At 61.2% G+C, this 24,978-nt stretch carries 23 protein-coding genes, 2 tRNA genes and 1 other RNA gene; 5 read left to right on the forward strand and 21 right to left on the reverse strand.

The features are described 5' to 3' along the window. Window positions 1–8: 8 nt before the first annotated feature. Both CZ203_RS01845 and CZ203_RS14435 read right to left on the reverse strand, forming a co-directional pair. Window positions 9–1,538 carry a recombinase family protein gene (locus CZ203_RS01845; protein ID WP_143436077.1) on the reverse strand — a complete coding sequence of 510 codons (1,530 nt, stop codon included), beginning with the start codon at window positions 1,536–1,538 and terminating at the stop codon, window positions 9–11. Then, on the reverse strand, window positions 1,535–1,672 hold the full coding sequence (locus tag CZ203_RS14435; RefSeq protein WP_159456315.1) for a hypothetical protein: 138 nt from the start codon (window positions 1,670–1,672) through the stop codon (window positions 1,535–1,537). Before CZ203_RS14435 ends, CZ203_RS01845 begins: the two co-directional genes overlap by 4 nt. A gap of 114 nt (window positions 1,673–1,786) precedes the next feature. On the opposite strand from CZ203_RS14435, the gene CZ203_RS15050 reads away from it, so the two are divergent. Next, window positions 1,787–2,239, forward strand: coding sequence for a dipicolinate synthase (locus tag CZ203_RS15050; RefSeq protein WP_227104597.1), 453 nt, complete (start codon window positions 1,787–1,789; stop codon window positions 2,237–2,239). Then, on the forward strand, window positions 2,236–2,826 hold the full coding sequence (locus CZ203_RS01850) for a dipicolinate synthase subunit B (protein WP_235847439.1): 591 nt from the start codon (window positions 2,236–2,238) through the stop codon (window positions 2,824–2,826). Before CZ203_RS15050 ends, CZ203_RS01850 begins: the two co-directional genes overlap by 4 nt. A gap of 48 nt (window positions 2,827–2,874) precedes the next feature. Here the strand turns inward: CZ203_RS01850 and thpR are convergent, their stop codons facing one another. From thpR to CZ203_RS01910, 12 genes are all read right to left on the reverse strand, one after another. Next, window positions 2,875–3,399 (reverse strand): RNA 2',3'-cyclic phosphodiesterase, encoded by a 525-nt coding sequence (gene thpR, locus CZ203_RS01855; protein WP_087064382.1) that lies wholly within the window; start codon window positions 3,397–3,399, stop codon window positions 2,875–2,877. A gap of 20 nt (window positions 3,400–3,419) precedes the next feature. Then, entirely contained in the window at window positions 3,420–5,834 is a 2,415-nt protein-coding gene (locus CZ203_RS01860; RefSeq protein WP_087064383.1) for an ATP-binding protein, read from the reverse strand. 351 nt (window positions 5,835–6,185) lie between these two features. Then, a complete protein-coding gene (locus CZ203_RS01865) occupies window positions 6,186–6,680 on the reverse strand; it encodes a DNA-deoxyinosine glycosylase (protein ID WP_087064384.1) in 495 nt (164 codons plus the stop codon). Beyond that, complete coding sequence (gene mutY / locus CZ203_RS01870) at window positions 6,677–7,732, reverse strand: A/G-specific adenine glycosylase (protein WP_235847440.1); 1,056 nt, start codon at window positions 7,730–7,732, stop codon at window positions 6,677–6,679. The genes CZ203_RS01865 and mutY overlap by 4 nt, the downstream gene beginning before the upstream one ends. Beyond that, window positions 7,717–8,142 (reverse strand): PaaI family thioesterase, encoded by a 426-nt coding sequence (locus tag CZ203_RS01875; protein ID WP_087064385.1) that lies wholly within the window; start codon window positions 8,140–8,142, stop codon window positions 7,717–7,719. Before CZ203_RS01875 ends, mutY begins: the two co-directional genes overlap by 16 nt. Before the next feature lie 77 nt (window positions 8,143–8,219). Then, window positions 8,220–8,304 (reverse strand) — tRNA-Tyr (locus CZ203_RS01880). 33 nt (window positions 8,305–8,337) lie between these two features. Beyond that, a tRNA-Thr gene (locus tag CZ203_RS01885) sits at window positions 8,338–8,413 on the reverse strand. 100 nt (window positions 8,414–8,513) lie between these two features. Next, window positions 8,514–9,236, reverse strand: coding sequence for a helix-turn-helix domain-containing protein (locus CZ203_RS01890; protein WP_087064386.1), 723 nt, complete (start codon window positions 9,234–9,236; stop codon window positions 8,514–8,516). 220 nt (window positions 9,237–9,456) lie between these two features. Then, window positions 9,457–10,476, reverse strand: a complete 1,020-nt coding sequence (locus CZ203_RS01895) for an FUSC family protein (protein ID WP_087064387.1) — start codon at window positions 10,474–10,476, stop codon at window positions 9,457–9,459. A gap of 147 nt (window positions 10,477–10,623) precedes the next feature. Further along, window positions 10,624–11,547 carry a CobW family GTP-binding protein gene (locus CZ203_RS01900; protein ID WP_087064388.1) on the reverse strand — a complete coding sequence of 308 codons (924 nt, stop codon included), beginning with the start codon at window positions 11,545–11,547 and terminating at the stop codon, window positions 10,624–10,626. Then, the gene (locus CZ203_RS01905; RefSeq protein WP_087064389.1) at window positions 11,544–12,929 is read right to left on the reverse strand and encodes a uroporphyrinogen decarboxylase family protein; all 1,386 of its coding nucleotides are present in this window, start codon (window positions 12,927–12,929) and stop codon (window positions 11,544–11,546) included. The genes CZ203_RS01900 and CZ203_RS01905 overlap by 4 nt, the downstream gene beginning before the upstream one ends. Window positions 12,930–13,054: 125 nt before the next feature. After that, window positions 13,055–13,894, reverse strand: a complete 840-nt coding sequence (locus tag CZ203_RS01910) for a MerR family transcriptional regulator (protein ID WP_087064390.1) — start codon at window positions 13,892–13,894, stop codon at window positions 13,055–13,057. 86 nt (window positions 13,895–13,980) lie between these two features. Here CZ203_RS01910 and CZ203_RS01915 point away from each other — a divergent pair, with 86 nt between their 5' ends. Further along, a complete protein-coding gene (locus CZ203_RS01915) occupies window positions 13,981–15,309 on the forward strand; it encodes an MATE family efflux transporter (RefSeq protein WP_087064391.1) in 1,329 nt (442 codons plus the stop codon). Between the two features lie 52 nt (window positions 15,310–15,361). Here CZ203_RS01915 and CZ203_RS01920 read toward each other — a convergent pair whose 3' ends face one another. Further along, window positions 15,362–16,957, reverse strand: coding sequence for a peptide chain release factor 3 (locus CZ203_RS01920; protein ID WP_200809410.1), 1,596 nt, complete (start codon window positions 16,955–16,957; stop codon window positions 15,362–15,364). 295 nt (window positions 16,958–17,252) lie between these two features. On the opposite strand from CZ203_RS01920, the gene CZ203_RS01925 reads away from it, so the two are divergent. Beyond that, on the forward strand, window positions 17,253–18,155 hold the full coding sequence (locus CZ203_RS01925) for a DMT family transporter (RefSeq protein ID WP_087064393.1): 903 nt from the start codon (window positions 17,253–17,255) through the stop codon (window positions 18,153–18,155). 103 nt (window positions 18,156–18,258) lie between these two features. Further along, the gene (locus CZ203_RS01930; RefSeq protein WP_087064394.1) at window positions 18,259–19,368 is read left to right on the forward strand and encodes a S1C family serine protease; all 1,110 of its coding nucleotides are present in this window, start codon (window positions 18,259–18,261) and stop codon (window positions 19,366–19,368) included. A 49-nt stretch (window positions 19,369–19,417) separates the two neighbouring features. On the opposite strand, the gene recR is transcribed toward CZ203_RS01930, so the two are convergent. From recR to CZ203_RS01960, 6 genes are all read right to left on the reverse strand, one after another. Beyond that, window positions 19,418–20,017: a recombination mediator RecR gene (gene recR / locus CZ203_RS01935; protein WP_087064395.1), complete on the reverse strand. Its 600-nt coding sequence runs from the start codon at window positions 20,015–20,017 to the stop codon at window positions 19,418–19,420. Window positions 20,018–20,024: 7 nt separating this feature from the next. Beyond that, complete coding sequence (locus CZ203_RS01940) at window positions 20,025–20,366, reverse strand: YbaB/EbfC family nucleoid-associated protein (protein WP_087064396.1); 342 nt, start codon at window positions 20,364–20,366, stop codon at window positions 20,025–20,027. 12 nt (window positions 20,367–20,378) lie between these two features. Beyond that, the gene (locus CZ203_RS01945; RefSeq protein ID WP_087064397.1) at window positions 20,379–20,747 is read right to left on the reverse strand and encodes a hypothetical protein; all 369 of its coding nucleotides are present in this window, start codon (window positions 20,745–20,747) and stop codon (window positions 20,379–20,381) included. Then, the gene (dnaX, locus tag CZ203_RS01950) at window positions 20,659–21,912 is read right to left on the reverse strand and encodes a DNA polymerase III subunit gamma/tau (protein ID WP_456236177.1); all 1,254 of its coding nucleotides are present in this window, start codon (window positions 21,910–21,912) and stop codon (window positions 20,659–20,661) included. Before dnaX ends, CZ203_RS01945 begins: the two co-directional genes overlap by 89 nt. A gap of 46 nt (window positions 21,913–21,958) precedes the next feature. Continuing rightward, window positions 21,959–22,227: signal recognition particle sRNA large type (gene ffs, locus CZ203_RS01955), an RNA gene on the reverse strand. A gap of 64 nt (window positions 22,228–22,291) precedes the next feature. Continuing rightward, window positions 22,292–24,772: a transglycosylase domain-containing protein gene (locus tag CZ203_RS01960; protein WP_159456316.1), complete on the reverse strand. Its 2,481-nt coding sequence runs from the start codon at window positions 24,770–24,772 to the stop codon at window positions 22,292–22,294. Window positions 24,773–24,978: the final 206 nt, after the last annotated feature.

Here is a 24,978-nt window from a genome sequence, read left to right on the forward strand (position 1 = left end):
CTTTTCCGTTATCCCCCATCCAGCCGAACCGCCTTGCAGGACAGAATTTCCGCGCCGTACGTCTTGCCCTTGCCCTTCGTGCGGTATTCCAGGGCAAACCGCGCGGGAATGCCATAAAATTGAACCTCCAGCCATCCGGGCTGCACCGTCAGCTGCTCGGCCGCCGCCGCAAGCACCTCGTCGGCCTGCGCAAGCGCCCTTTCGGCCGCGCGCCCCCACTCCGCGGCGTCCTGCGCCGGCGCGGGCTTCCCATCCCCCAGCATTGCAAGCGCCGCGTCATAACGCGCCCGCACCTGTGCCAGCTCGCCGGCGGTGATGTCCCCGCGCAAAAAAGCGTCCAGCGCCTTGCCGTGCTTCGCATGGAGCAGGCCGGCAGCCTGTCTCCCGGCCGCATCCCCCTCCCCGTCCGGCGCCGCGAGACGCGCCGCGAGCGCGGCCACTAGGCCTTGCCGGCCGAACCCAAGCTGTTCCAGGGCGTACCGGGCGCAGCCTGCCAGCACCTTCTGGTTGACCGCCGGGGCGGCGCAGCCCTGCCCGCGCCGCCGTGCGGCACAGCACCAGAGGACGTAGGGCATACCATCCGACCGCACCGCACGCCGCGGTACGAAAGCGCCGCCGCACAGGCCGCACCGCACCTTCCCGGAGCACCAGTAGCGCCCCGAATACCGCCCCGTCGCCCCAGCGCGCCGCGCCAGCACCGCCTGCACCTGGGCAAACCGTTCCCGGCTGATGATGGCCTCATGGTGCGCCGGCAGATAGACCTGCTCCTCCTGCCCCCGGTTCGGCACCTTTTTATGGCTCAGGAAATCCGGCGTGATGTACTTCTTTTGCAGCAGGTCGCCGCAGTATTTCTCATTCGTCAGGATCCTGCGGACCGTCGCGGGCGACCACTGCGCGCCGCCCCGCGGCGTGGGGACGCCCGCCTCCTGCAATTCGCGCGCGATGACATGCGTGCCCTTGCCCTCGTCGGTACACTGGTGGTAAATCCACCGCACCGTCGCGGCCTCGTCGGCGCGCACCGCCAGCGCGCCGCCCCGCGTTTCGTAGCCGTACAGGCTGTCGTTGCCAAAGACGACCCCGCGCTCCATTGAGCGTTTCTGCCCCCACCTGACGCGCTGCGAGGTCTTGCGGCTCTCCTCCTGCGCCACGCTCGCCATGATGGTGAGGCGGAACTCGCCGTCGTTGTCCCGCGTGTCGATGTTGTCGCTTAGGAACAGCACGCCCACGCCGATTTCCTTGAGCCGCCGCGTATACGCCAGCGCGTCCATCGTGTTGCGGGCGAAACGGGAGACCTCCTTGGTCAATATCAGGTCGATCCCGCCCTGCTCCGCCCGCTGGATCATGGCGTTAAACTGCTTGCGGCGGCGGGTCGACGTGCCGGTAATCCCTTCGTCCGCGAAAATCCCCACCAGTTCCCAGCCGGGGTTTTGCGCGATGCGGGACTCGAAATACTGCACCTGGTTTTTCAGCGAGTTCTGCTGATCCCCGCTGTCCGTCGAAACGCGGCAATAGGCCGCCACGCGCAGCGCCCCAGTCACTGCGGGCACCTGCCTTCGAGCAGACGTATGAGCCGCGTCTCGTCGAGCAGGCCTTCGCGGCGCAGCGCGCGCAAGATCCCCACCTCCAGGCGGCGGCGGAGGGCCGCCGCCTGCTTTTCCGTCAATGGGTACACGTTGCTCCCCCCCCTTCCGCTTCCATCCTATGCGCCGCCCTGCGCCCCCATGCGCGAAACCGTGGCCATTCCGCCCCGGCGCTCCCTACCGCCGAAGGCGCCATACAAATCGCGATGGAAGAATTGCTGGTCACGCTGCACGGTGCGCGTGCGCTGGTTATCGGCAACGGCCGGATCGGCAAGCTGCTTTCGCAGCGGCTCGCCTGCCTGGGCGCGGACGTGACGGTCTCCGCGCGCTCCAACGCGGACTTTGCCTGGATTTCCGCGACCGGCCTGCATACGCTCGATACGCGCCTGCTCGCCGGGCATCTCGCACCGTTCGACGTGATTTTTAATACCGTGCCGAGCCGGGTGCTCGGCCTCGCGGAGTTGGCGGAGATACCGGAGGAATGCCTGGTGATCGACCTGGCTTCCAAGCCCGGCGGCGTGGATTTCCCCGCCGCGCAGCAGCTTGGCCGCCGCGCAATTTGGGCGCTGTCCCTGCCGGGCAAGGTGGCGCCCATGTCTTCCGCCATGGCCATCCGCGATACCATCTACAACATCCTGCAAGAGGAGGGGATTCTTTGAAACAACCTATCCGCGTCGGTTTTGCCCTGACCGGTTCCTTCTGTACGTTTGCGCGCGTGCTCCGCGTCGTCGACGACCTGGTACAGGGCGGCTATGACGTGACGCCGATCCTGTCCGAAAACGCCGGTTCGCTGGACACCCGTTTCGGCACCGCGGCTTCCTGGCGCGAAAAGCTGCGCGGCGTTTGCGGCCACGAGATCATCGACAGCATCGTCGCCGCCGAACCCATCGGCCCCAAGGCGATGTTCGACGTGCTGGTCGTCGCGCCCTGCACGGGCAACACCCTCGCCAAGCTGGCGCACAGCATTATCGACACAACCGTCACCATGGCGGTCAAAAGCCATTTGCGGGGCGCGCGCCCAGTCCTCCTGGCCGTCTCGACGAATGACGCGCTTTCCGGCAGCGCCGCCAACATCGGCACGCTGCTGAACCGCAAGCATTATTACTTTGTCCCGATGGGCCAGGATAACCCCAAGGGCAAGCCCTGTTCGGTCGTCGCGCACATGGAGCGCATCCCGGATGCTATCGAAGCCGCCCTCCAGGGGCGGCAGCTTGAGCCGCTGCTGGCCGGCGCGCCCGAAGCTTAGCCCCCCAGCCATAAAAAAGGCGCTGCATGATGCAGCGCCTTTCGCCTGTTACCGGCGGATATAAAGTTCGGTATATGCCAATACGCCCTGCACCCGCTCGGACAACATCAAGCTGAAGCCGTCCACCGGCGCGACGACCGGCGCGGGCAGCAGGGAACCCTCCTGCGCCACTGCGCCCGGCGGCACCTGCCTTGCCAGGGTCAGGTGCGGGAGGAAGCCCGTCTGTGGCAGCTGGAAGCCCTCCTGCGCCAGCGATTTGGACAACGCCCGCTGCAGGCCGAGCAGCGCCGGGTCCCGCCGTAGGCCGACCCACCACAAGTCGCCGCCGTCCTGCCGGAACACGCCGGTATGGTCGAACACAAGGCGCATTGGCCGTATCCGTACCCGATCCATCGCACGGCGCACGCCGCCCAGGCGGCCGGGCGGCGTTTCCCCCAGGAACGCAAGCGTCAGGTGCAGGTGCTCCGGCCGCGTAAAGCGCCCCTGCCCCGCCGCCTGCCGCAGGCGCCCCTGTACCTCCTGCAGCGCGCTTTTTGTCGCGCCGTCAAAGTTTATTGCAATAAATAGCCGCATTTACCGCACCTCCCAAGCACTTACAGGGGCTGCCCGTCCCCCGCCTGCAAATACCGGCTGTTCCGCTCCTTTTTCCCAGCCCAATGCGACAGCGTATGCTTGAGCTGGTCAATCGTGATCGGCTTTGCCAGATGGTCGTTCATCCCGGCGAGTTTCGCCTGCCGGATGTCCTCCGTAAAAGCGTCCGCCGTCATGGCGATGATCGGCAGTTCCGCAATGCGTTCCTTGCCGCTTTTCCGGATGCGCTCCGCGGCCTGGTAGCCGTTCAGCAGCGGCATCTGGATATCCATAAACACCAGGTCGTAATACAGCGGCGGATGGGTGAGCACGGCGTCCACCGCCTTCTGCCCGTCTTCGGCAAGCTCCACCGTCACGCCGAGCATCGTGAGCATTTCCTCCGCGATCTGCTGGTTCAGCGCGTTGTCCTCCACAAGCAGGATACGCATCCCCCTGAAGTCCTGCCCTTCGGCCGCCTCTGCCTTCTTCTCGGGTGCGCGCCCTGTATCCTGCCGCGCCAGGTAGAGCGTGATGGTAAAGCACGAGCCTTTGCCGTATTCGCTTTCCACATCGATCCTGCCGCCCATCATGTCGACCAGGCTGCGCACAATGGTCATGCCGAGGCCGGTGCCGGCGACCTTGCCGGCATGGGTATCGCCCGCCCGGCTGAACGGCTCAAAAATATGCTTTAAATACTCCGGCTCCATGCCAATGCCGTTGTCGCGGACCTGGAACCGGTATGTGCCGCCCCCGTCGTCCTCCGCTTCGTGCTCCTGAACGGAAATCTCAATATGGCCGCCTTGCCCCGTGTATTTGGAGGCGTTTTCCAGGATGTTGACGAGCACTTGGCTCAGCCGCTGCGGGTCGCCCAGCACCACCGGGTGCCGGATGCCATATACCGCCTCCATCTCCTGCCCCTTTTTGAGGGCGGCGGGCTGCACGAGGAACAGCGCATCCTGTATCAGCCCCTTCAAGTCAAACTCGATTTCCGCCAGTTCAACGGTACCGCTTTCGATTTTGCTCATATCGAGCACTTCGTTGATCAGCCCGAGCAGGTGCGCGCCGGAAACCTCAATCTTCTGCAAATAATCCTGCAGCTTGTCCACATCCTGCAAATGCGCCTGTGCCAGCGCCGTCATCCCCATGATCGCGTTCATCGGCGTACGGATATCATGGCTCATGCGGGAAAGGAAATCGCTCTTGGCGCGGCTGGCCTCCTGCGCCTTTTGCAGCGCCTCTTCGAGCAGCTGCTTTGCCTGGCGCTCTTTTTCCAGGCTTTCCTCCTGCTGCCGGCGTTCCTCGTCAATATTCTTCGACATGGTAATCTCAAGCACGTCGTCCGTCGACGGGCTGTGCACCCTGACGACCTGCGTCGAGTTCCAGTGGTATACGCCGTCGTCCCCAAGCTGGCGCAGCTCCATCGATACGCCCTGCTCCCCCTTTTGGAAGGCGTCCAGCAGGGACGCCCGCGAAAATTTGCGGACGAATTCCTCCCGGAAGTCCGGGTCAACCGTGGACGCGCCCACCGCGATCAGGTCGTCAAAGGTGCCGGAGGTTGCGGCCTTTTTGCTATCAAAGCGGTCGTATTCCAGCATATAGTAGCTGTTTTGCGTCAGGTTTACGGAAATCAGCATCTGGTACGCCCCCCGGACAGCCGTTGCAAGCTGGCTGATCTCCAGGTTTTTTTGCTGCTCCTGCAAGTACGCCTCATGGATGTCGCGGAATACCAGCACGCACCAGCATCCGCCGTCATCCATGCCCTCGATCTGCGTTGCGGTGAACTCCACCATATGGTAGGTACCGTCGCCCACCTTGCGGCGCAAACGTTTGGTGATCTGCTTTTGGCCCGCTTGGAACAGGCGCAGCATGGCTTCCCGCGAGAAGTTTTCCTCAAACCGCTGCAGGTCGTCCGGATGTACGGCAATCTGGGAATAGCGCCGGTTCTCCTCGCCGAAATTGCCCCGTTCGGGGATATCCGTCCACAACATATCCTTTTGGCAGTTGACATAGTAATCTGCCGTGAGGTTTACGATGATGCACTCCTTAAAGATGGTCACCAGGCTCTGCGCGTACATTTTTTCGATCTGCGCCAGCCCTTGGGCTTCCTCAAAATTGAGCTGATGGGGAGTCACGGAAATCACGGCGGCCGGGATACTGCCATCCCACAGCAGCTTGTCCGCTGTGATATCGATATTCGTCCCCAGCGAACGGTCGAACAGCACGGTACGGCACTTGTCCTGATGTGCGAGGTCGTCCATCGGGCACGCGCCGCAGTTGCCCTTCCATATCTCGTGGCATGGCATCCCCACCTGGATATCCGGGCACATCCCCTTCACCCACCGGTTAAAATACAGGAGTTTGTGCGTGGATTGTTCGACGACATAGATCCCCGTATCCGTCAAAGCATCCATGATCCTGATCAAATTATCATCCCGCATATCGCCAACTCCTCACCTTGACCGCCGTTCCGCCCTTATTTCCTTTATTATACACGCTGCGTACCGGAATTTACAGCATAAACCAAAATCCTTTTTTATTTTTGAGCCTTTGCGCGCAGGGGCACGGTCGTGCTGTATGGGCGCAAGGACTCCGCAACCGCTCTTTTCCGGTTTTGCCGATGCATACCGGGTATCCCCCTGCCGCACATATGATAAGCTGTAGCGCAAGCACCAGGGATAGCAGCCCCGCCTCAAACCGTTCCACCCATCCCCTTTTTCCTTTCAGTCTACCATGCCCATCTAGAAGCTGCAATCAAAAAAAGGCGGCCTTCCGGCCGCCTTTTGGTGGATTTATAAATATGGCTGGATCACGCGGTACGCCTGTACCAGCCTGTCAAACGACCACGCGGCGTTTGCGGGGCTGGTGGACGGCAGAGCGGTGACAGGAAGCCCGGTTCCCGCTTCGCAGTATTTGCGGTACAGGGCGGCGGCCTTTTGCCCGGTGGCAAAGACCGCACGCACCTGCGTGCGGGCGATCAGCCCTGCAAGGTCGTTCGGCATAGGGTTGCGGATGGTGCTGTCCCCCGCGCCAATGATCTCGCAGGAGGCGAGCACATCCCACATGGCAACCTTATGCCGCAGGCACAGGCTGCGCTTTTCCGCAATGGACTGCGGCGCGTCCTCGCCCAGCACCGCGGCCAGCACGCGCCAGTAGCGGTTTTGCGGATGCCCGTAAAAGAACCCGGCCTCTCGCGACTTGGGGCTCGGGATCGAGCCCAGCATCAGCACGCGGGAATCCGGCGCATACAGCGGCGGGATGGTATGGACGACGGTTTCGTAATTCATAGTTCCCCCTCCAGGACTTTTAAAAATGGGCGGAACGCGCTCGGCAGGGCATATTCCGCGCGCAACGCGGACGGCGTTACCAGCGTAAGGCCAGCCTCCGCCGGGCAGGCGGCAACCTCCGCGTAATAGCCCGCCATCTGCCACTCAATATGCGTGAAAACATGCTTTGCCGGACGGAGCGACAGCAGCCTGTCCGGCGGGCAGCCCTGCGCGGCAAGATACGCGCGCGCCTCCGCCGGGGAAAGCTTCCCCTCCGTACCCGGCAGCTCCCACAGGCCGGCCAGCAGGCCGGAAGATGCACGCCTGCGCAGGGCAACGCGGCCGCCGCACCGCAGCAGGAAGACCGTGCGCTCTGCAACGGTGCGCGCACGCTTCGGCGCCTTGTTCGGCAGGGAGGACGCAAGGCCGCACGCCGCGCCCTCGCACAAATGCCGCACCGGGCACCCGTCGCACCGCGGCGCGCCGTTCGGCACGCAAACCAGCGCGCCAAGCTCCATCAGCGCCTGGTTGAACGCGCCCGGGTCGTCCGGCAGGATGGCCTGTACCTGCGCCCGCATGTCCTTCTTGACCGCCGGTTCGGACACAAACCGCGTATCTGCCGTCAAACGGGAAACCACGCGCAGGACATTGCCGTCCACCGCGGGCACGGGCTGCCCGAACGCAATCGACGCGACCGCGCCGGCCGTGTAATCGCCCACGCCGGGCAGTGTGAGCAGCGCTTCATAGGTTTGCGGGAAGACGCCCGCATAGTCCTCACAGACGCGCACAGCGGCCTTGTGCAGGTTCCGCACGCGGCTATAGTAGCCCAAGCCCTCCCACAGCTTCAGGTACGTCTGCTCCCCCGCCTGTGCCAGCGCCTGCACATCCGGGCAGGCCTGCATAAAACGCGTAAAATACGGGATCACCGCCTCCACCCGCGTCTGCTGCAGCATGATCTCGCTCACCCAGACGCGGTAAGGGTCGCGGTTTTCCCGCCAGGGCAGCACGCGGGCGTTCCCCCGGTACCATTGCAGCAGCGGCGCGCACAGCGCGGCGGTCAGTCTGCCGCCCAAACTTCATCCACCGTCTGGCCGGTGTAAAACATGGTAAACGTGCAGTTGGAAACCAGCGTCCCATCCGTGTCGTATACGTCCACCGTGTAGACCGCCGTATTCCGCCCGGATTTCAGTTCGGACGCCACGGCGCGCAGCGTCTTGCCCGCCCGTCCGGGGCGCAGGTAATTGATGCTCCCGGACAGCGTGACCGCGATGCGCCCGCGCGACGCCGCCGCCGAGCCCGCCGCAGAATCGCACAGCGTAAAGATCGCCCCGCCGTGCGCGTTGCCCAGAGGGTTGAGCGTCTGCGGCGTGAGGTCAAGCTCCGCGACCGCGCCGCCCTCCGTAATTTCCACCACCCGCACGCCGACATGCCGGTTCATCCCGCGCATGCGCTGGCGCACGTCAATCATTTCTTTGTAATCCATTACAGGCTCCTTTCAGCAGGGACAAGCGGGACATCCCGCAACAAAAACAAAACACGCCCGAATGGGCGTGTTTGTATTGGTGGGAGGTGGTGGATTCGAACCACCGAAGTCATAGACAACAGATTTACAGTCTGCCCCCTTTGGCCACTCGGGAAACCTCCCATATCAAATTGTTGCCATCGGCTTTTCAGAAAGTGGAGCTGGTGGACGGACTTGAACCCCCGACCTGCTGATTACAAATCAGCTGCTCTACCAACTGAGCTACACCAGCTTATCGGCCTTTCGTTCAGCCGCTCATCTCAGCGACGTGTATTATAATATCATAGCAACCGAGCCGTGTCAACAGGTTTTGTGAAATTTTTTCTTTTTTCTTATTTTCCCTTCTTGCGTTCCTTTTTGACCGCGGTATTCAGGGCGTTAATATTGTCCGAAACCGTCTGCAAAAGCGTCAGCAGCGACTGCGACAGGCCGGGATATTCCTTCGTCAGCTCGTTTGGGGCGAGCGTGGGCATCTGGATTTCCTCCTCGGCCAAGCCGAAACCGCCCTCGCCCTTGGCGGCCGCGCGGATCCGCAGCTCGCACAGGCGCATCTGGGAATCGCACAGGTAGTCGAACTGTTCCGGGTTGGTGCGGAAGGTCTCCGCCACGCAGCCGGGGTCGGCCAGATACAGGTAGCGGAATACTTTATAAAGCGCGAGGGAAAGGTACGCCGAAATCTCCCCCGTCAGCTGCCGGCTCCCGGTCTTGCCGGAAAGCTCGATAAGCAGCGCCGCGGAATTCACGATTAATTTTTTGTGCAGCATCGCGGTGACGCTGCCGCGCAGGACATTGTCCTTTTCCGTAGAAACGTCGGGGATGTGCTCGGCCGCGACCGCGGAACCGTCACGCGACATGCTCCGCCCCAGCAGATAGTCGCACGAAACGCCGTAATAGTCGGCTGCGCGCACGACAAAGCTGAGACCCGGTTCGCGCAAACCGTTCTCGTAGTGGCTGAGCAGCGCCTGGGAAACCTGGAGGTCGCCCGCCGCCGTCCGCTGACTGATTTTCTTTTCCCGCCGAAGCAGCGCCAGGGTTCTGGAAAAGTCACTTGCCATATTCGTCAAACTCCGTCATAAAGTAATTTATATTATACTGTCTTTATTACTATTTGTAAAGTGTCGCGCCGATGATTTTCTGGTTTTTTCTCGTTTATTGTCTTTTCGGCGCGTTAACGCCCAATCGGGCAGAATAAAATGCAAAAATGCGCGCAAATTGAAATCGAACTGCAGTTTGTGTCGAAATTGTAAAAACCGCCCGGGCAGGGCGGTTTTACCGTTAAGCGCTTTCTATCCCATGATAAACCCCGTGCCGCCGCAGGGCGCTGCGCGCCAGCCTCGATAGGCCGTGCACGAGCAGGACGATGGCGATACCGCCGGCCAGGCAGGCCAGTCGGTTGGTCACCGCAACCGAGGTGTCCAGCAGCACCAGCGAAGCGTACAGCGCGCTCATGGCGTTAATTACCTGCTGGTACTTATACTGCTTCGCAAAGGAGTAGGTCGTCAGGTACCCCAGCAGCAGGACGATGATATAGGCGTATTCCTGCGGGATCAGTACGCGGAACACCACAATGAACAGCACCGCGCCGATCACCGTGCCCACAATGCGGTATTTGATGCGCAGCACCATATCGTGGAACTCCGGCTGGGTCAGCGAAAAGACCACGACGTTCAACCACAGCGGCTTTTGCAGCCGCAATGCCGCGCCTGCGAACATCGCAAGCGACAGGCCGCACGCCATGCGCAGGATAAACCCCGCATGGGCATGCGCGCATGCCCTTATTTGCGGGCGCAGCGCGAGCGCGCCCTCCCCGCCCTTGTATTTGGCCCATCGCGGGATGCACAGCACAATAATAAACAGCGCCCCAGCGGCCAGCCCGGCCAGCCGCATGGCAAGCGCATGCCCATGGACAGGCGTCCCCTGGCAAAAGATATATGCCAGGCAGAAATTGATATACACTTTGAGAACCATCGGCTCGGCCGTCAGCAGCAAGATCAGCGCGACCATGCCGAAGTTGATGAGCAGCCCCAGCCACATATTGTACATGGAAAGCGCCGGGAACAGGCCGCAGCCTACATACAGTACGAAAATAATGGCCGCCGCCTGCACCGGCCGCACCATGATATCGCAGCGCGGGAACATCATCAGCCCCATCACGAGCGCCACCGCCGCCAGCGTCTCGCTTTGCCCGAATACCCCGGCATATACCAGGATAAACGCCATCATAAACAGGTATTGCAGCGTATTCGACCGCACAACCCGCCAGGCCGCAAGCGCCTTTTCTTTTGTGATTGTCAAAGTATCCCTCCTAGTAGTAACCTGACAATCATAGCAAATCGGACGCGCCCGGCGCAAGGACGTGTAAATTTAAACATTTTGTTAAATTTATATTCCCCGGGGAAACAAAGCGGCAGGCGCCCGTACCTGGACGCCTGCCGCATGCGTTTATTCGATTTTTAAAATATAATCCGGATACCAGCCGGCCGCCTGCTGCACAGCCGTGCGCACCGGCATCCCTTCCCCTGACAGGACGACCAGGCGGCCAACCTTTTCTGCATCCACCTGCCCGCCGAACGGCTCGACCTTCGCCAAGTTTCCGACACAGTCCACCAGCATCAGCCCTTCCGCCGTGCGCACGAAGCCCTTGACCCGGTAGGTATCCTCCAGGAACATTTCAATAAACTTCGTAAGCGCATATGCGGAAATTTTCGGCGACACTGTGACCAGCAGCTTTTTGAGCGTCAGGTCGGCGGTCATCATCATGGGCTGTTCGCTGATCTGCTGCTTTCCCTGCAGCCAGGACAGCACGTCCACGCCGACCTTGCCATAACTCGTTTCAAACACCGGGATATCCGGCCGCTGCCCGGCAATCAGGCGGCGCGTCTCCGCGCGCTGCGCCTCGTCGGCCAGGTCCGCCTTGTTGATCACGGCCACGTCGCTGGCGGCGAGCTGCTTTTTACAGGTGCGCGCCGTCGCATACAGCTTGGGGAAACGCACCGCGTCGATCAGGCAGACCCCGCCCATATACCGGATGTCCGGGAAACGGCCGGCCTGCGCAAACAGGCGCCGCACGCCCGTGGGGTCGGACAGGCCGGAAGCCTCCACAAGGATCACGTCCGGGCAAAGGCCGGCGGACTCCCGCAGCACCTTTTCAAACTGATCCATCCGGCAGGAGCAAAATACGGAACCGCCCGCAATCTCCTCCAAATACGCGCCGAGGCCGGCAAGGAGCGCGCCGTCTACGCCCTCCTTGCCGAACTCATTGACGATTAGCTGGATTTTCTGCCCGGCAAACAGGCGGATAAACTGCTTCAGGAAGGTCGTTTTGCCCGCGCCAAGGAAACCGGTAATAAGGTAAAGCCTGCTCACTGGTTTGCCTTGCACTGCTCAATGGCGGCGCGGACCGCTTCCTCCAGCTCGGCCTTTGTGGGGATGATGGAACGGTATTTGAGCTCGCCGTTGATGTACATGGAAGGCAGGTTCGGGACGCCCATCTTTTTGCAGCGCGCCACGTTCTCCTTAAAGATGAACTTGTATTCCACCATATCGATCTGGTCGCCGAAGGCCTCCTTTGCCGCGTTGGCCGCACCCATCATATAGCTGCACGCCGCGCACTGCGCGGAATCCAGGGTGAACACCTCCACCAGCGGCTTCTGGAGATGCGCGTAATCGGGCACCACGACGCCGCTGGTATCGATATCCTCGGCCTGGTAATTCTTGACCATCTCGCGCACGTTGTCGGTCTCCAGGCACGCCTGCGCGACACCGATAGTATTTTCGACCGGCACGTCATACGGCATATCGCAGCCGGGCGCCAGGATAAAGTTCTTCTTCGGCTGTACCTTGTCGAGCAGCTCCACCGTCCACTTCATGTTGTCCTGCTGGTTGCCGAGCAGCATGATGGAGGTCAGCGGGATGTTGCCGCCGATGACGACGTCGTAGCGGTCGGAGATCTCCTTGGCCGCCAACAGGTCGACATTTTCGTCGACAGAGATGGAATCCGGCTTGGTCTCGCACATCGCCGCGATATTGCGGGTCGCGTCGCCGCAGACAAAGAAGGAGGAATACGCGCCCTTTTCGCGGATAAAGTCAAACAGTTCCGTATACGGCCCTGTCATAAACTGCTCAAAGTGCGCGGTCGAAATCTGGGAAATCAGCGGGTCTACGACCGCGATCACGTCCATGCCCGCATCGATATACAGCTCGCTCATGCGCTTTGCGACGCGCGTGCAGTAGGCGAACAGGCTCTCGACCTCTTCCTCAAAGTCGAACATATCGGTAAACAGGTTGTTGCCGCGCAGGTGCGAGGCCAGCGTGAACGGCCCGCAGACCAGGCCGTAGAGCGCGGTGGTCTCGCCGACCGCCGCCTTCATCCGCTTCATGACGTCCAGCACATAAGGGATACGGCCGCTTTCCGCCGTCGGGATCGTGCAGTCGCACGGGGTCTCAGGCGGCTCCTCGTCGCTGCCGTCCAGCGGGTGGGTCTTGACGGACGGCGGGCAGTCGTCCGCCCACACGAGGTCGCAGCCCAGGCACTCCGCCTCGATCTGCAGGTCGAAAATAACGGGCTGCCCGTCCGGCTTGTAAAGGCGGTTTACCTCCATCAGCGACGCAAACGCCTTGTCGGCGTCCGTCAGCATCTCCGTTGCGGTATAGCCCTTGAGCTTGCCCGCATGTACGCCGGCAAACGGCACCCATGGCGCGCGCGGGGTTTCCTCGTGGCGCAGGGTTTGAAACAGCAAATCTTTCATCAAGATGTCTCCCTTCCATTTTTACGGAACATCGTCACGTGCAGCGCACGCATCCTTTGTCCCATTATACCGCGTCGCCCTGCGCGATACAATTTTATTTCCTGCCCTAAACTTTATGAATATTGCTATCCGCCCTGCGCCCCCGGCCGCGCCACCCCGATCTCCACGCGGATGACGTATTCCTCCGGGCTTGGCGTGGCCATATAGCTGATCAGGTCGCGCTCATAGGAATGGCCGCAGATTTGCAGCCCCCGCGCGCTTATAAAGGCCATCAGCCCCGGATACGCGTCGCCCACGTGCTCGTAAGGGCCCTTATAGTTCCATACGGCGTACAGCCCGGCCGGCTTGATATGCAGTCGCCCGCACCGCCGCTTCCTGGGCAGGCGGTTAAAAAAATAGTCGATGCCGTCATAATGCCCGGCGATCAGGTTTTCCCGCTCGATGATCGTGCCGATCGGCAGTTCCTCGTCCATGCCGTGGCGCACGCAGTATTCAAAATGGTCGACACAGCTTTCCGCCTGCGCGCGCTCCTCCATGCCGTGGGAACGGGTCGCGACCAGCGCCTCCTCCCCGCACTGCTCAAGGTGCGGCTCGCCGCAGTCCGCCACCAGCCCTTGCCGGGTGCGCGCCGCCGTGCGCTGCAGCACGCGCTGCATCCGGGACAGCTTTGCCTGGGCGCGGGAAAGCTCCGCCCGCTTTTCCTCCAGCAGCGCCAGGAAGCGCGACGGGTCGCGCACCGCCATATAGCCCTTGATCTCCCGCAGGGACATCCCGGCGGCCTGCAGCGTCGCGACAATGTCCATCGCATAAAACTGCTCCATCGAATAATAGCGGTAGCCGTTGGGGTCGGTGCGGGCGGGCTTGACCACGCCGACCTCGTCATAGTGGAACAAAGTATGCTTTGTTACCCCGCAAAGCCGGGCAAAATCCCCGGTTGTCAGCCATGTCTGTTTTTTTTCGCTCATTTTACAATCCACCCCTTGACTATCGGGTTACCCGATACTTTATTATAGTCGGTATCAGCAAATCTATCAACAGGAGATACCATAAAATGAGCTCTTCCATTTCCCGCGAATTCCACTTCGGTTCGCTGCTGCGCTTTGCGTTGCCCACCATCGTCATGATGATCTTCATGTCGCTCTACACCATTGTCGACGGCTTTTTCGTCGCCCACTTCCTGGGGACGGCCGCGCTGTCCTCCATCAATATCGTCTGGCCGCTGCTCAACGTGGTCGTGGCCGTCGCCATCATGCTGAGCGCGGGCGGCAGCGCGATTGTCGCGCGTAAAATGGGCGAGGGGAACCTTCCGGAGGCGCGGCGGGACTTTACGCTGATCGCCCTGGCCGCGCTCTGCGCCGGCATTGTCATCGCGGCGTTCGGCTTCGTTTTCCTCGAGCCGATCATCCGGTTCTTCGGCGCGGAAGGGGCGCTGCTGCCCTTCTGCCGCGACTATCTCGGCACGCTGATCCTGTTTGCGCCGATCAATATCCTGCAGATGTTTTTCCAGTTTTTCTTTATCACTGCCGGGCGGCCGCACATCGGCCTGGCGCTCACCGTCGGCTCGGGCGTGGTAAACGCGGTGCTCGACTATATCCTGATCGTGCCGGCAGGCCTCGGCATCCGCGGCGCGGCGCTCGCCACGGCCGCAGGCTTTACGGTCCCCGCGGTTTTCGGCCTGATCTACTTCCTGTCGAAGCGCAACGAGCTGCATTTTACGCGCCCGAAGATGGACCGCCATGTCCTGGTGCAGGCGTGCTTTAACGGCTCCTCGGAAATGGTCGTCAACCTGTCGAACGGCGTAACGACGCTGCTGTTTAACCTGATCCTGCTGCGCCTTGCCGGCGCGGACGGCGTTGCGGCCATCACCATCATCATGTATGTGCAGTTCCTCTTCCTCGGCCTGTTCCAGGGCTTCTCAGACGGCATCGCCCCTGTGGTCAGCTACAATTACGGCAGCCGCAATACCGCGCAGCTCCGCCGCATTTTTAAAATCGCGATCGGTTTCCTCGGCGTCAGCTCCATCGTGCTGGTAGGTTTGGCCGAACTGGCGCATGTGCCGCTGATCAGCATCTTCGCCCCGGCGGGCAGCGCCGCGCACGTGCTTGCGCGCAGCGGATTCGTACTGTACGCCATCAACTTTGTCTTCGCCGGATTTAATATTTTTTGCTCTGCGCTGTTTACCGCGCTCGGCAACGGGCGGGTATCTGCCATCATCTCTTTCCTGCGCACCTTCGTATTCCTCGTCAGCGGCCTGTTGCTGCTGCCGTACCTTGCGGGGGTCACCGGCGTATGGCTGGCCGTCCCGATCGCGGAACTGCTGACCCTGTTCTTCTCAGCCGCGTTCTTCCTGTGGGGGCGCCGCGAATACCGCTACGCATGACCGGTACAAAATAAAAAAGCGCGCCTGCCAAACCCCGGCAGGCGCGCTTTTTCTATGAATTTTCAGAAAACTCGGACAGCTCCAACCCCTCGTTGTGCTCCTGCGCCCAGGTGATATTCCATGGCGAAGTAAAAAGCAGCAGGAAGTTGCCGCGGAAGTCCTGCACGACCTTGGTGTCCGAGGTCAGGCGCAGCTCCTTATAATCGTATTCCTCATCCGTGTTTTCAATCCAGCGGATGTGGCTGTAGGGCAGCCCCTCGCGGATGATCTCGACATTGTATTCATTCTTAAGGCGGTATTCCAGCACTTCGAACTGCAGCACGCCGACAACGCCGACAATCACCTCTTCCATGCCGGTGTTCGGCTCGTGGAAGATCTGGATCGCGCCTTCCTGCGCGATCTGCTCCACGCCCTTGACAAACTGCTTGCGCTTGAGCGTATCCTTCTGCCGCACGCGCGCGAAGATTTCCGGCGCAAAGGTCGGGATGCCGGAATAGGCGCACTTCATGCCGGGGTCGCACACCGTGTCGCCGATGGAAAACACGCCCGGGTCAAAAATGCCGATGATGTCGCCCGCGTAGGCTTCGTCGACGATGGAGCGGTCCTGCGCCATCAGCTGCTGCGGCTGGGCAAGCTGCATCTTGCGGTTGCCCTGCACATGCCACACGTCCTTGCCGCGTTCAAACTTGCCTGAGCAGATACGCATAAACGCGATACGGTCGCGGTGCGCCTTGTTCATATTGGCCTGGATTTTAAATACGAACGCCGAGAAATGCGGGTCGAACGGGTCCACCAGCCCGATATCGGCCTCGCGCGCGGTCGGCGGCGTGGACATCCCCAGGAACTTTTCCAGGAACGGCTCTACGCCGAAATTCGTCAGCGCCGACCCAAAGAACACGGGCGACAGCTTGCCTGCGCGCACAGCCTCCAGATCAAAATCGTCGCCCGCGCCGGAAAGCAGCTCGATATCGTCGATCAGGGTCTGGTACTGCTCCTCGGGCAGCAGCCCTTCAAGCACCGGGTCGTCGATCGACATGCGCTGTGCCTTGACCTCGTGGCGGAAATCCGCGCCCTCAAACGCGATGACCTGGTCGTCCATACGGTCATAGACGCCCTTGAAGCGCTTGCCCGAGCCGATCGGCCAGTTGACGGCGTAGGTGCCGATGCCAAGCTCGGTCTCGATTTCGTCGAGCAGCTCGTAGGGGTCGCGCGCCTCGCGGTCCATCTTGTTAATAAACGTAAAAATCGGCACACCGCGCATGGCGCAGACCTTGAAAAGCTTGCGCGTCTGCGCCTCGACGCCCTTGGAAGCGTCGATGACCATGACCGCGCTATCCGCCGCCATCAGCGTACGGTAGGTATCCTCGGAAAAGTCCTGGTGCCCGGGCGTGTCGAGGATGTTGATGCACTTGCCCTGGTACTGGAACTGCAGCACCGAGGAGGTGACCGAGATGCCGCGCTGCTTCTCGATCTCCATCCAGTCGGACACCGCGTGGCGGCTGTTTTTCTTGCCCTTGACCATGCCCGCTTCCTGGATCGCGCCGCCGTAGAGCAGGAATTTTTCCGTAATGGTGGTCTTACCGGCGTCAGGGTGCGAAATGATCGCAAATGTCCGGCGGTTTTCTATTTCTTTTCGAAAGTCTGCCAACTTGTTCTTCCTCCAAAACCTTACTAGCTTTCCTATTTTATCACGTGCCCCAGCCCCGTGCAAGTTTACAAGCAAAAAATATGTCCATTTGTCCTTTTCCGTGCTATAATGGACGCGAAGCAAGCCGTTTTGCAGATAGGGAGCCATTCCCATTTTCTGCAGTTTTCACAACTTCATGCAAGCCTTTTTCCGCGTTTTCCGGCATACTGCCCCCGTGCGGCTAGAAGGCTCCCTGCATGCGCGCCCCGGGGGCGCGGCAAATCCATACAAAGTATCAGGAGGGTTCGGAGGAACCATGGACACGAACAAACCATCGCTCGGGCATCTGCTCGCATTTTTCACCGTACTGGTCTGGGGGACGACCTTTATCTCGACCAAGATCCTGTTGCGGTCGTTTTCCCCGGTTGAAATTTTGTTTTACCGATTCGGCATCGGGTACCTCGCGCTCTGGCTCTTTTGCCCGCGGCCGCTGCGCCTGTCCATCCGGCGGCAGGAGGCCTATTTTGCAGCCGCCGGCCTGTGCGGCATGACACTCTATTACCTGTTTGAAAATATTGCGCTCACCTATTCGCTCGCATCCAGCGTCGGCGTGATCGTTTCCATCGCGCCGTTCTTCACCGCGCTGCTTGCGCATTTTTTCCTGGACGGCGAAGCGCTGCGCCCCAATTTCATCTGCGGCTTTGCCTGCGCGATCACCGGCATTATCCTGATCAGCTGGAACGGCAGCGCGGTGTTCCAGCTCAACCCGCTCGGGGATATCCTGGCCGTGCTGGCCGCGTTCGTCTGGGCGGTATACTCCATCCTCGGGCGCAAGATCAGCGCCTTCGGCTACAACACGATCCAGACGACCCGGCGCACCTTCCTGTGGGGGCTGGTATTTATGATCCCCGCACTCGCCCTATTCGGATTCCAGTTCGGCTTCAGCCGGTTTGCCGCGCCCCTCAACCTCGCGAACATGGCGTATTTGGCGATCGGCGCGTCGGCCATATGCTTTGTCACCTGGAACCTCGCGGTGCGCGTGCTTGGCGCGGTCAAATCCTGCGTCTACATCTACATGACCCCAGTGATTTCGGTGATCGGCTCCGCGCTCATCCTGCACGAGCGCGTCACCAAGGTCACCGTACTGGGCACCGCGCTTACGCTCATGGGGCTGTTCCTGTCCGAGTGGCGCCTGCCGCAGCGGGCTGCGGCGGAATAATCCCCGCACGTTTTAAAATTTATTCGCACAAATTACATCATCCGTACACATTCGCCCCGTATACTGGCACCAGAAACAAAAACCAGTATACGGGGTGATTTTTATGACAATATCCAAGAAAACGCTCGCCGGCCTGCTTGCGGCCGCGCTGCTTTCGACCTCCGGCTCGGGCTTTGCGCTCGGCTGGACGCTCCATCAGGACGCGGGCGGTACCGGCGCCGCCGCGTCCACCGGCCTACAGACCGTCCCGCTTGCGGCCGGAGCCGGCAGCCTCTCTGCCACGGGTAGCGGTACGGTGGCGCAGGTTGCTGCTGCCGCTTCGGACTCTGTGGTGGAAATCACGACCGAATCCGTGCAGACGGGTTCCGACCTGCGGCAGTATATCTCATCCGGCGCGGGCAGCGGCGTGATCCTGTCGTCGGACGGCTACCTGGTCACGAACAACCATGTGATCGACGGCGCGGCCAAAATCTACGTGACGCTGCACAGCGGGGAAAGCTATCCCGCCGTGCTTGTCGGCACGGACTCCAAGACCGACGTGGCCGTGCTTAAAATCGAGGCGACGGGCCTGAAACCCGCCACGGTCGGCAGCTCCGATTCGCTGGTTGTCGGCGAAACCGCGGTGGTCATCGGCAACCCGCTCGGCCAGCTCGGCGGCACCGTGACGGACGGCATCATCAGCGCGAAGGAGCGCGAGATCACGCTCGACGGGCGTACGATGTCCCTCCTCCAGACAAACGCGGCCATTAACCCCGGCAACTCCGGCGGCGGGCTGTTCAACGCGCAGGGCGAGCTGGTCGGCATCGTGGTCGCCAAGTCTTCGGGCGAGGATATCGAAGGGCTGGGCTTCGCCATCCCGATCAGCAACGTGACCGATATCATCAACCAGCTCATCAGCGCGGGCTATGTCTCCGGCCGCATCGACCTGGGCATGAGCCTTGTCGAGGTGTCGAACGCGCAGACCGCGATGCTCTACGGCGTGCGCTGGACCGGGCTTTACATCCAGTCGGTCGGCGCGTCCTCCAACGCGGCGAAAGCAGGGCTGCAGGCGGGCGACCGCATCGTCGCGGTGGACAACGTAAAGGTTGGCTCCCTGTCCGACCTCAACAGCATCCTGGACGGGCACAGCGTCGGCGACACGGTACAGTTCACCGTCGTGCGCGGCAGCCAGACCGGCACGGCCTCCTTCACCTTGCAGGAATACCAGAAATAAAAACGGCAGCGGCGCAATGCAAATGCATTGCGCCGCTTCTTTTGCGGTTTTAAATTTCCCTGCGGCCTTCCAGCGCGCGCATCAGCGTGACCTCGTCGATATACTCGAGGTGCCCGCCCACCGGGATGCCGTATGCCAGGCGCGTCACCCGCACGCCGAACGGCTTGAGCAGGCGCGAAATGTACATCGCCGTGGCCTCGCCTTCGGTATCCGGGTTTGTCGCGATAATGACCTCCCGGATATCCTCGTCCGCCACGCGCTGCAGCAGCTCGCGGATACGGATTTCATCCGGCCCGACGTGATTGAGCGGCGATATGACCCCGTGCAGCACATGGTACAGGCCGTTAAACTCCCGCGTGCGCTCGAACGCGATGACGTCCTTGGGGTCGGCCACCACGCAGATGAGCCCGCGGTCACGCGCGGGGTTGGCGCAAATCGGGCAGATTTCGCCGTCCGTCAGGTTCTGGCACACCTTGCAGGTAAACACCGTGCTCTTGGCTTCCCGGATCGCGTCGGCAAACCGTTCCGCGTCATCCTTGGGCAGGTTCAGGATATGGAACGCCAGCCGCTGCGCCGTTTTTTGCCCGATGCCGGGCAGCTTGGCGAATTCCTCGATCAGGCGCTCGACCGGGGGCGCGAAAAACTTCATCGTTTACTCAAAAGAGGCCGGGCATGCTTGCGCCGCCTGTGACCTTCTTCATCTCTTCCTGTGACGCATCCGCCGCCGCGCGCAGCGCCTCGTTGACCGCCGCCAGCACGGTGTCCTGCAGCATCTCGATGTCGTCCGGGTCTACGATCTCCGGCTTGATCTCGATCGCCTTGAGCGTGCTCGTCCCCTGCATGGTGACCGTGATCATGCCGCCACCCGCGGTAACCGTGGTCTCGCGGTTTGCGATCTCCTCCTGCGCGCGCAGCATATCCTGCTGCATCTTCTGCGCCTGCTTGATCATCGCGCCCATGTTCATGCCGCCCATGCCATTAAACTTACCCTTTGCCATATTGCTTTCCTCCTAAAACTCGGTGACCTCAATGCCCTGTTTCCGGGCGTTGTCCAATATTTCATTCACGCCGCTGGCGTCCGCTTCCTCTTCCGCCTGCTCCGCCTCGCGCACCTTGACCACGCAGGGTTCGCCAATGAGCGCGGACGCCTCGCGGGCAATCGCCTCCTTGGTCGGCGCGGCGGAAGCGAGCATCGCCGTGACGCTATCGTCCGCATAGATGCGCAAAGTATTCCCCTGCAGTTCGCCGCGCGCCGAAAGCTTCAGGTTGACATGCGCCGCGTTGCCGATCTTACCGGTCAGGTTTGTCAGCAGCTTGGACCAGAGCGGCCAGGATTCCGCTTTCGGCTTGGCCGGCGCGGCCTTTGCCTTTTCCTGCACCGGCGCCGACGCTTCGTCCCACGGCGGGGCGTCCGCATCCCCCGGCGGGGGCGGGCGGTCGCCGTNCGTTTTTCATGCGCGCCAGGCTTTCCTGGATCATGCCGGTGTAGGCAATCAGCGTGGAGGCCGCGCAGCCCTGGCACAGCTCCCGCACCGTCTTTTCCGGATACGCCGGCGACAGCATGGCGGAGATATCGCCCTTGGCTGTCTTGACGAGCAGCATGTCGCGGATCAGCCCGAGAAGCTGGTCGAGCACGGCGGACAGGTCGCGCCCGTCGACATAGCACTCGCCGATCAGCCCCACGGCGCGCCCAAGCGCCCCGCGGCGGATGCAGTCCATCAGTTCCGCGGCGCGTTCGCCGCCCAGGATGCCGACCGATTGCGAAACGGCGTCCTCATCAATCGTATCCCCGCCGGCCGCCGTGCGGTCGAGCATGGAAAGCGCGTCGCGCATGGCGCCGTCCGACAGGCGGGCGATCAGCCTTGCGCCGCCCTCCGTCAGCGGGATGCCCTCGGCCTGCGCCACCTCCAGCAGGCGGATCGCAATATCCTCCGGCGTGATGCGGCGGAAATCGAAGCGCTGGCAGCGCGACAGGATGGTCGCGGGCACCTTGTGTATCTCGGTCGTCGCGAGGATGAACAGCACGTGCGGGGGCGGTTCCTCCAGCGTCTTGAGCAAGGCGTTAAAAGCGCCCTGCGACAACATATGCACCTCGTCGATGATATAAACACGTTTTTTGACCGCGGCCGGCGTGTACTGGGACGCGTCGCGGATGTCGCGGATGTTGTCCACGCCGTTGTTGGAGGCCGCGTCGATCTCCAGCACGTCGAGCACGCTGCCGTCCAGGATGCCGCGGCAGGACGCGCACTCGTTGCACGGGTCGCCGCCCACCGGGTGCTCGCAGTTGACCGCACGCGCCAGGATTTTGGCGCAGGTCGTCTTGCCGGTGCCGCGCGTCCCGGTGAACAAGTAGGCGTGCGACAGGCGGCCGGACTGGAGCTGGCTGCGCAGCGTATCCGTAATGTGCTTTTGCCCGATGACGTCCGCAAACCGCAACGGCCGCCATTTCCGATATAGTGCCTGGTACACGCGCCTTCCCTCCTGCCCGGAATTAAAATTATAAATACGAAAAGGTGGGCAGATGATCCATCTGCCCACCTGCATGGTACAAGTCAATATAAACCGTCTGGTCAAGCAGCGCCCCACAAGACCGCACACCGGCGGTTCGAATCGGGCACCATGGCCGTAATACTGTACATCCGGCTCAAAATCGGCAGTTCTGCGGCACACGATGGTTTCTGCTTAATGCTGCTCGGTTCCCCGCCTGACATGGTTCACAGTCCTCCGTTGCGCAGTACCAATCTCTCATCGCCTTATGCACAGCTACTGGCGCCACAGCGCCGGCCCTTACCGCCGGGATTCCCCCCTGCTATAGCGGATTGCAGGTACAAGGCACCGCTGCCACCCCGGCTAGTGCGGCCTTGTGCGACGCTGCTTAACAGACATGAATTATAATATCATATTTTGCCCCGGATGTAAAGCATTATCCTTCGGGGTCGTCTTCCGGATCCGTTACCGGCGGCGCGGGGGGCGGCGTATGATCCGGCTCGTCCGGCGGTGCGGTAGTGCCGCCCTCGTTGGGCTTGGCCTGGCCGCCTTCGTTCGGCTTGGTGTTTGCGTTGCCGTTGTCAGGGGTGGTGGTGCCGCCCTCGTTCGGCGGGACGTCGTCGCCGGGCGTGCCGCCTGCTTCACCGCCGGCCTCCGGGTCCTGCCCGGGCGTGGTGGTGCCGCCCGGGACCGTCGGCAGCGTGCCGTCCCCCTTGAGGTGATCCTCAATCTTGGTGCCGTCCGGCAGCAGGCCGGTCTCCGGGTCGACCTGCCCGATCAGTTCCTGGTAAATTTCCGCGTCCGTCTTTTCGACGGCGTGGCCGGGGCAGTGTTCCGTCGGCGCATCGCCCTTATAAAAATAGCCGGTCGCGGTTTCACAGCCCTCCGAGGGCAGCAAGCCGGTCTGCGTGCAGTAGCTGACCGCCGTAAAGCCCTTATCGCTCGTCGGCTTGTCGAACGACGCTTCCGGAAGCCCCTCGTGCACGCGCGTCATCACGGCTTTCCACAGCTTCGTGGCCGGGTTGCCGCTGACGCCGGACAGCGTATAGGTCTTGTCGTAACCAAACCAGCACACGCCGACATAATACGGCGTATAGCCGCAGAACCAGCGGTCGCGCTGGGAGGTCGTCGTACCGGTCTTACCGGCGGTGGCGATGCCTGGGATTTTGGCCGAGGTCGCCGTACCGTAACTTGTTACGCCCTGCAGCGTCTGGTTCATATAGTAGCTGGTCTTCTCGTTTTCAAACGCGACGACCGGCTCCACGTCCTCGTTGCTCAGCAGTACCTTGCCCTCGGAATCCACGACCTTGGTGTAGGTATGCGGCGGTACGAACTTGCCGTCGTTGATGAAAATGGTGTAGCCGCCCGCCATCTCGCGCACGGTCGCGCCGTTTGTCAGGCCGCCGAGTGCGAGCGGTGCGAGCGCGATATCGGTCTGCACCTTGCCGCTCGGCGTGGTCTGCGAGCCGATGAGGTTTTTAAACCCGAGCTTTTCCGTCAGGAAGGTAAACGACGCTTCCGGCGTCAGTTCCGCCAGCGTCTTGACCGCGATCGTATTGATCGACTTAGCCACGGCGTCCTTCAGGATGACCGGGCCGCGGTACACGCGGTCGTCGTTGCGCGGCCAGGGTTTCCCGTTAATCTCCTCGTAGGCGCTGTCCTCCATGCCGGTATACGGGGTGATGATGCCCGCGTCCATGGCAGGGCCGTAAACGGCCAGCGGCTTGATGGCGGAGCCCGGCTGGCGCGGCGTTTCCGCACGGTTGAGCAGCAGGCTGCCGGTCTTCTGTCCGCGCCCGCCGACAATCCCCAGGATTTCGCCGTCCTTGTTGGCGACCACCATAGCGCTTTCCGGGCGGACGCCGTTCTTGCTGATATCCGGGAAATTGGAATCGTCCGTATAGACCGCCTCCATGATGCCCTGGATACGCGTATCGACCGTGGTATAGATTTTCAGGCCGCCCGAGGTGACCAGCTTGTTTGCGAGCGTCTTGGAATACCCCTTGCGCTCCACGAGGTCGTTGACCACGTCGGTAATGACCGTATCGGTAAAGTACGAATACGGCTCCGCGTTCGCCCCCTCGTCCGCCGGGCGTTGGTAATTGAGGGGCGCTGCAAGCGCCTCGTTCATTTCGCTTTCCGAAATCATGCCCTGTTTGTTCATCTGGTCGAGGATCGTCGTCTGGCGCTTCTTGACGTTTTCCGGGAAACGGAACGGGTCGTACTTGGACGGGTTGTTGGTGATGCCCGCGAGCGCCGCGCATTCCGCAAGGTTCAGGTCGCTTAAATCCTTATCAAAATACGTCCGCGCGGCGGTTTTTACGCCGTTGGAACCGTACCCCATATAGATCATATTGAGGTACATCTCAAGGATTTTGTCCTTGCTGCCCACCTGCTTTTCCAGTTCCAATGCGCGCAGGATTTCCGTGAGCTTGCGCTTGACAGAATAATCGTCGTCCTGCGTCAGGTTCTTGATCAGCTGCTGCGTAATCGTCGAACCGCCGTAGCTGCCCTTGCCGGTCACCCAGTCGAGGGCCGCACCCGCCGTACGCTTCCAGTCCACACCTTTATGTTCATAAAAGCGCTGATCCTCAATCGCAACAAATGCATTTTTGAGGTAATCAGGGATTTCACTCATATCCGCCCAAATGCGGTTCTCACCGCCGTGCAGGCGCTCATACTCCACGTACTGCATTTCCCCATCGCCGGAAGCATCGCGCTGCGGCGCATAGACAATGCTTGTGAAGTTCATGCCGAGCCCATTCAAATCGAGGTCATCGATCGAGGGGTTGACATAACTGTGAATGTACCAGGCGAATGCCAAGCCGCAGATCGTAGCCGTCAGGATGCACACAAGCAACAGGGAAACAAAAAAGGTGCGCACCTTATGCGTCTTCTTTTTCTTTCGCTTAGCCAAAACAAAGCCTCCTTTTCCGCCGTCCCCATGTCTGGGAACCGCGGTTTTGCCCCTTTTCAAGGGATGCCCGGACACAGCCATCCGGTGCCATTTTCATATTATAACAACGATCGTCAAAGAAATCTACATAAAAATTCAAATCGACAGGTATATTTAAGATTTCCTGGGCAAGAATAGGGTATCAAAAAGTCCTGAAAAGGGGTGGA

This window comes from Intestinibacillus massiliensis (assembly GCF_900155735.1).
In the GTDB taxonomy this organism is placed as follows: domain Bacteria; phylum Bacillota; class Clostridia; order Oscillospirales; family Butyricicoccaceae; genus Intestinibacillus; species Intestinibacillus massiliensis.

What these genes read in the sequence shown, in the direction of transcription:
- CZ203_RS15050 (WP_227104597.1), top strand. Translation starts at nt 1,787, where the DNA reads ATGGAAGAATTGCTGGTCACGCTGCACGGTGCGCGTGCGCTGGTTATC.
- thpR (WP_087064382.1), bottom strand. Translation starts at nt 3,399, where the DNA reads ATGCGGCTATTTATTGCAATAAACTTTGACGGCGCGACAAAAAGCGCG.
- CZ203_RS01860 (WP_087064383.1), bottom strand. Translation starts at nt 5,834, where the DNA reads ATGCGGGATGATAATTTGATCAGGATCATGGATGCTTTGACGGATACG.
- CZ203_RS01865 (WP_087064384.1), bottom strand. Translation starts at nt 6,680, where the DNA reads ATGAATTACGAAACCGTCGTCCATACCATCCCGCCGCTGTATGCGCCG.
- CZ203_RS01875 (WP_087064385.1), bottom strand. Translation starts at nt 8,142, where the DNA reads ATGGATTACAAAGAAATGATTGACGTGCGCCAGCGCATGCGCGGGATG.
- CZ203_RS01890 (WP_087064386.1), bottom strand. Translation starts at nt 9,236, where the DNA reads ATGGCAAGTGACTTTTCCAGAACCCTGGCGCTGCTTCGGCGGGAAAAG.
- CZ203_RS01905 (WP_087064389.1), bottom strand. Translation starts at nt 12,929, where the DNA reads ATGAAAGATTTGCTGTTTCAAACCCTGCGCCACGAGGAAACCCCGCGC.
- CZ203_RS01910 (WP_087064390.1), bottom strand. Translation starts at nt 13,894, where the DNA reads ATGAGCGAAAAAAAACAGACATGGCTGACAACCGGGGATTTTGCCCGG.
- CZ203_RS01915 (WP_087064391.1), top strand. Translation starts at nt 13,981, where the DNA reads ATGAGCTCTTCCATTTCCCGCGAATTCCACTTCGGTTCGCTGCTGCGC.
- CZ203_RS01925 (WP_087064393.1), top strand. Translation starts at nt 17,253, where the DNA reads ATGGACACGAACAAACCATCGCTCGGGCATCTGCTCGCATTTTTCACC.
- CZ203_RS01930 (WP_087064394.1), top strand. Translation starts at nt 18,259, where the DNA reads ATGACAATATCCAAGAAAACGCTCGCCGGCCTGCTTGCGGCCGCGCTG.
- recR (WP_087064395.1), bottom strand. Translation starts at nt 20,017, where the DNA reads ATGAAGTTTTTCGCGCCCCCGGTCGAGCGCCTGATCGAGGAATTCGCC.
- CZ203_RS01940 (WP_087064396.1), bottom strand. Translation starts at nt 20,366, where the DNA reads ATGGCAAAGGGTAAGTTTAATGGCATGGGCGGCATGAACATGGGCGCG.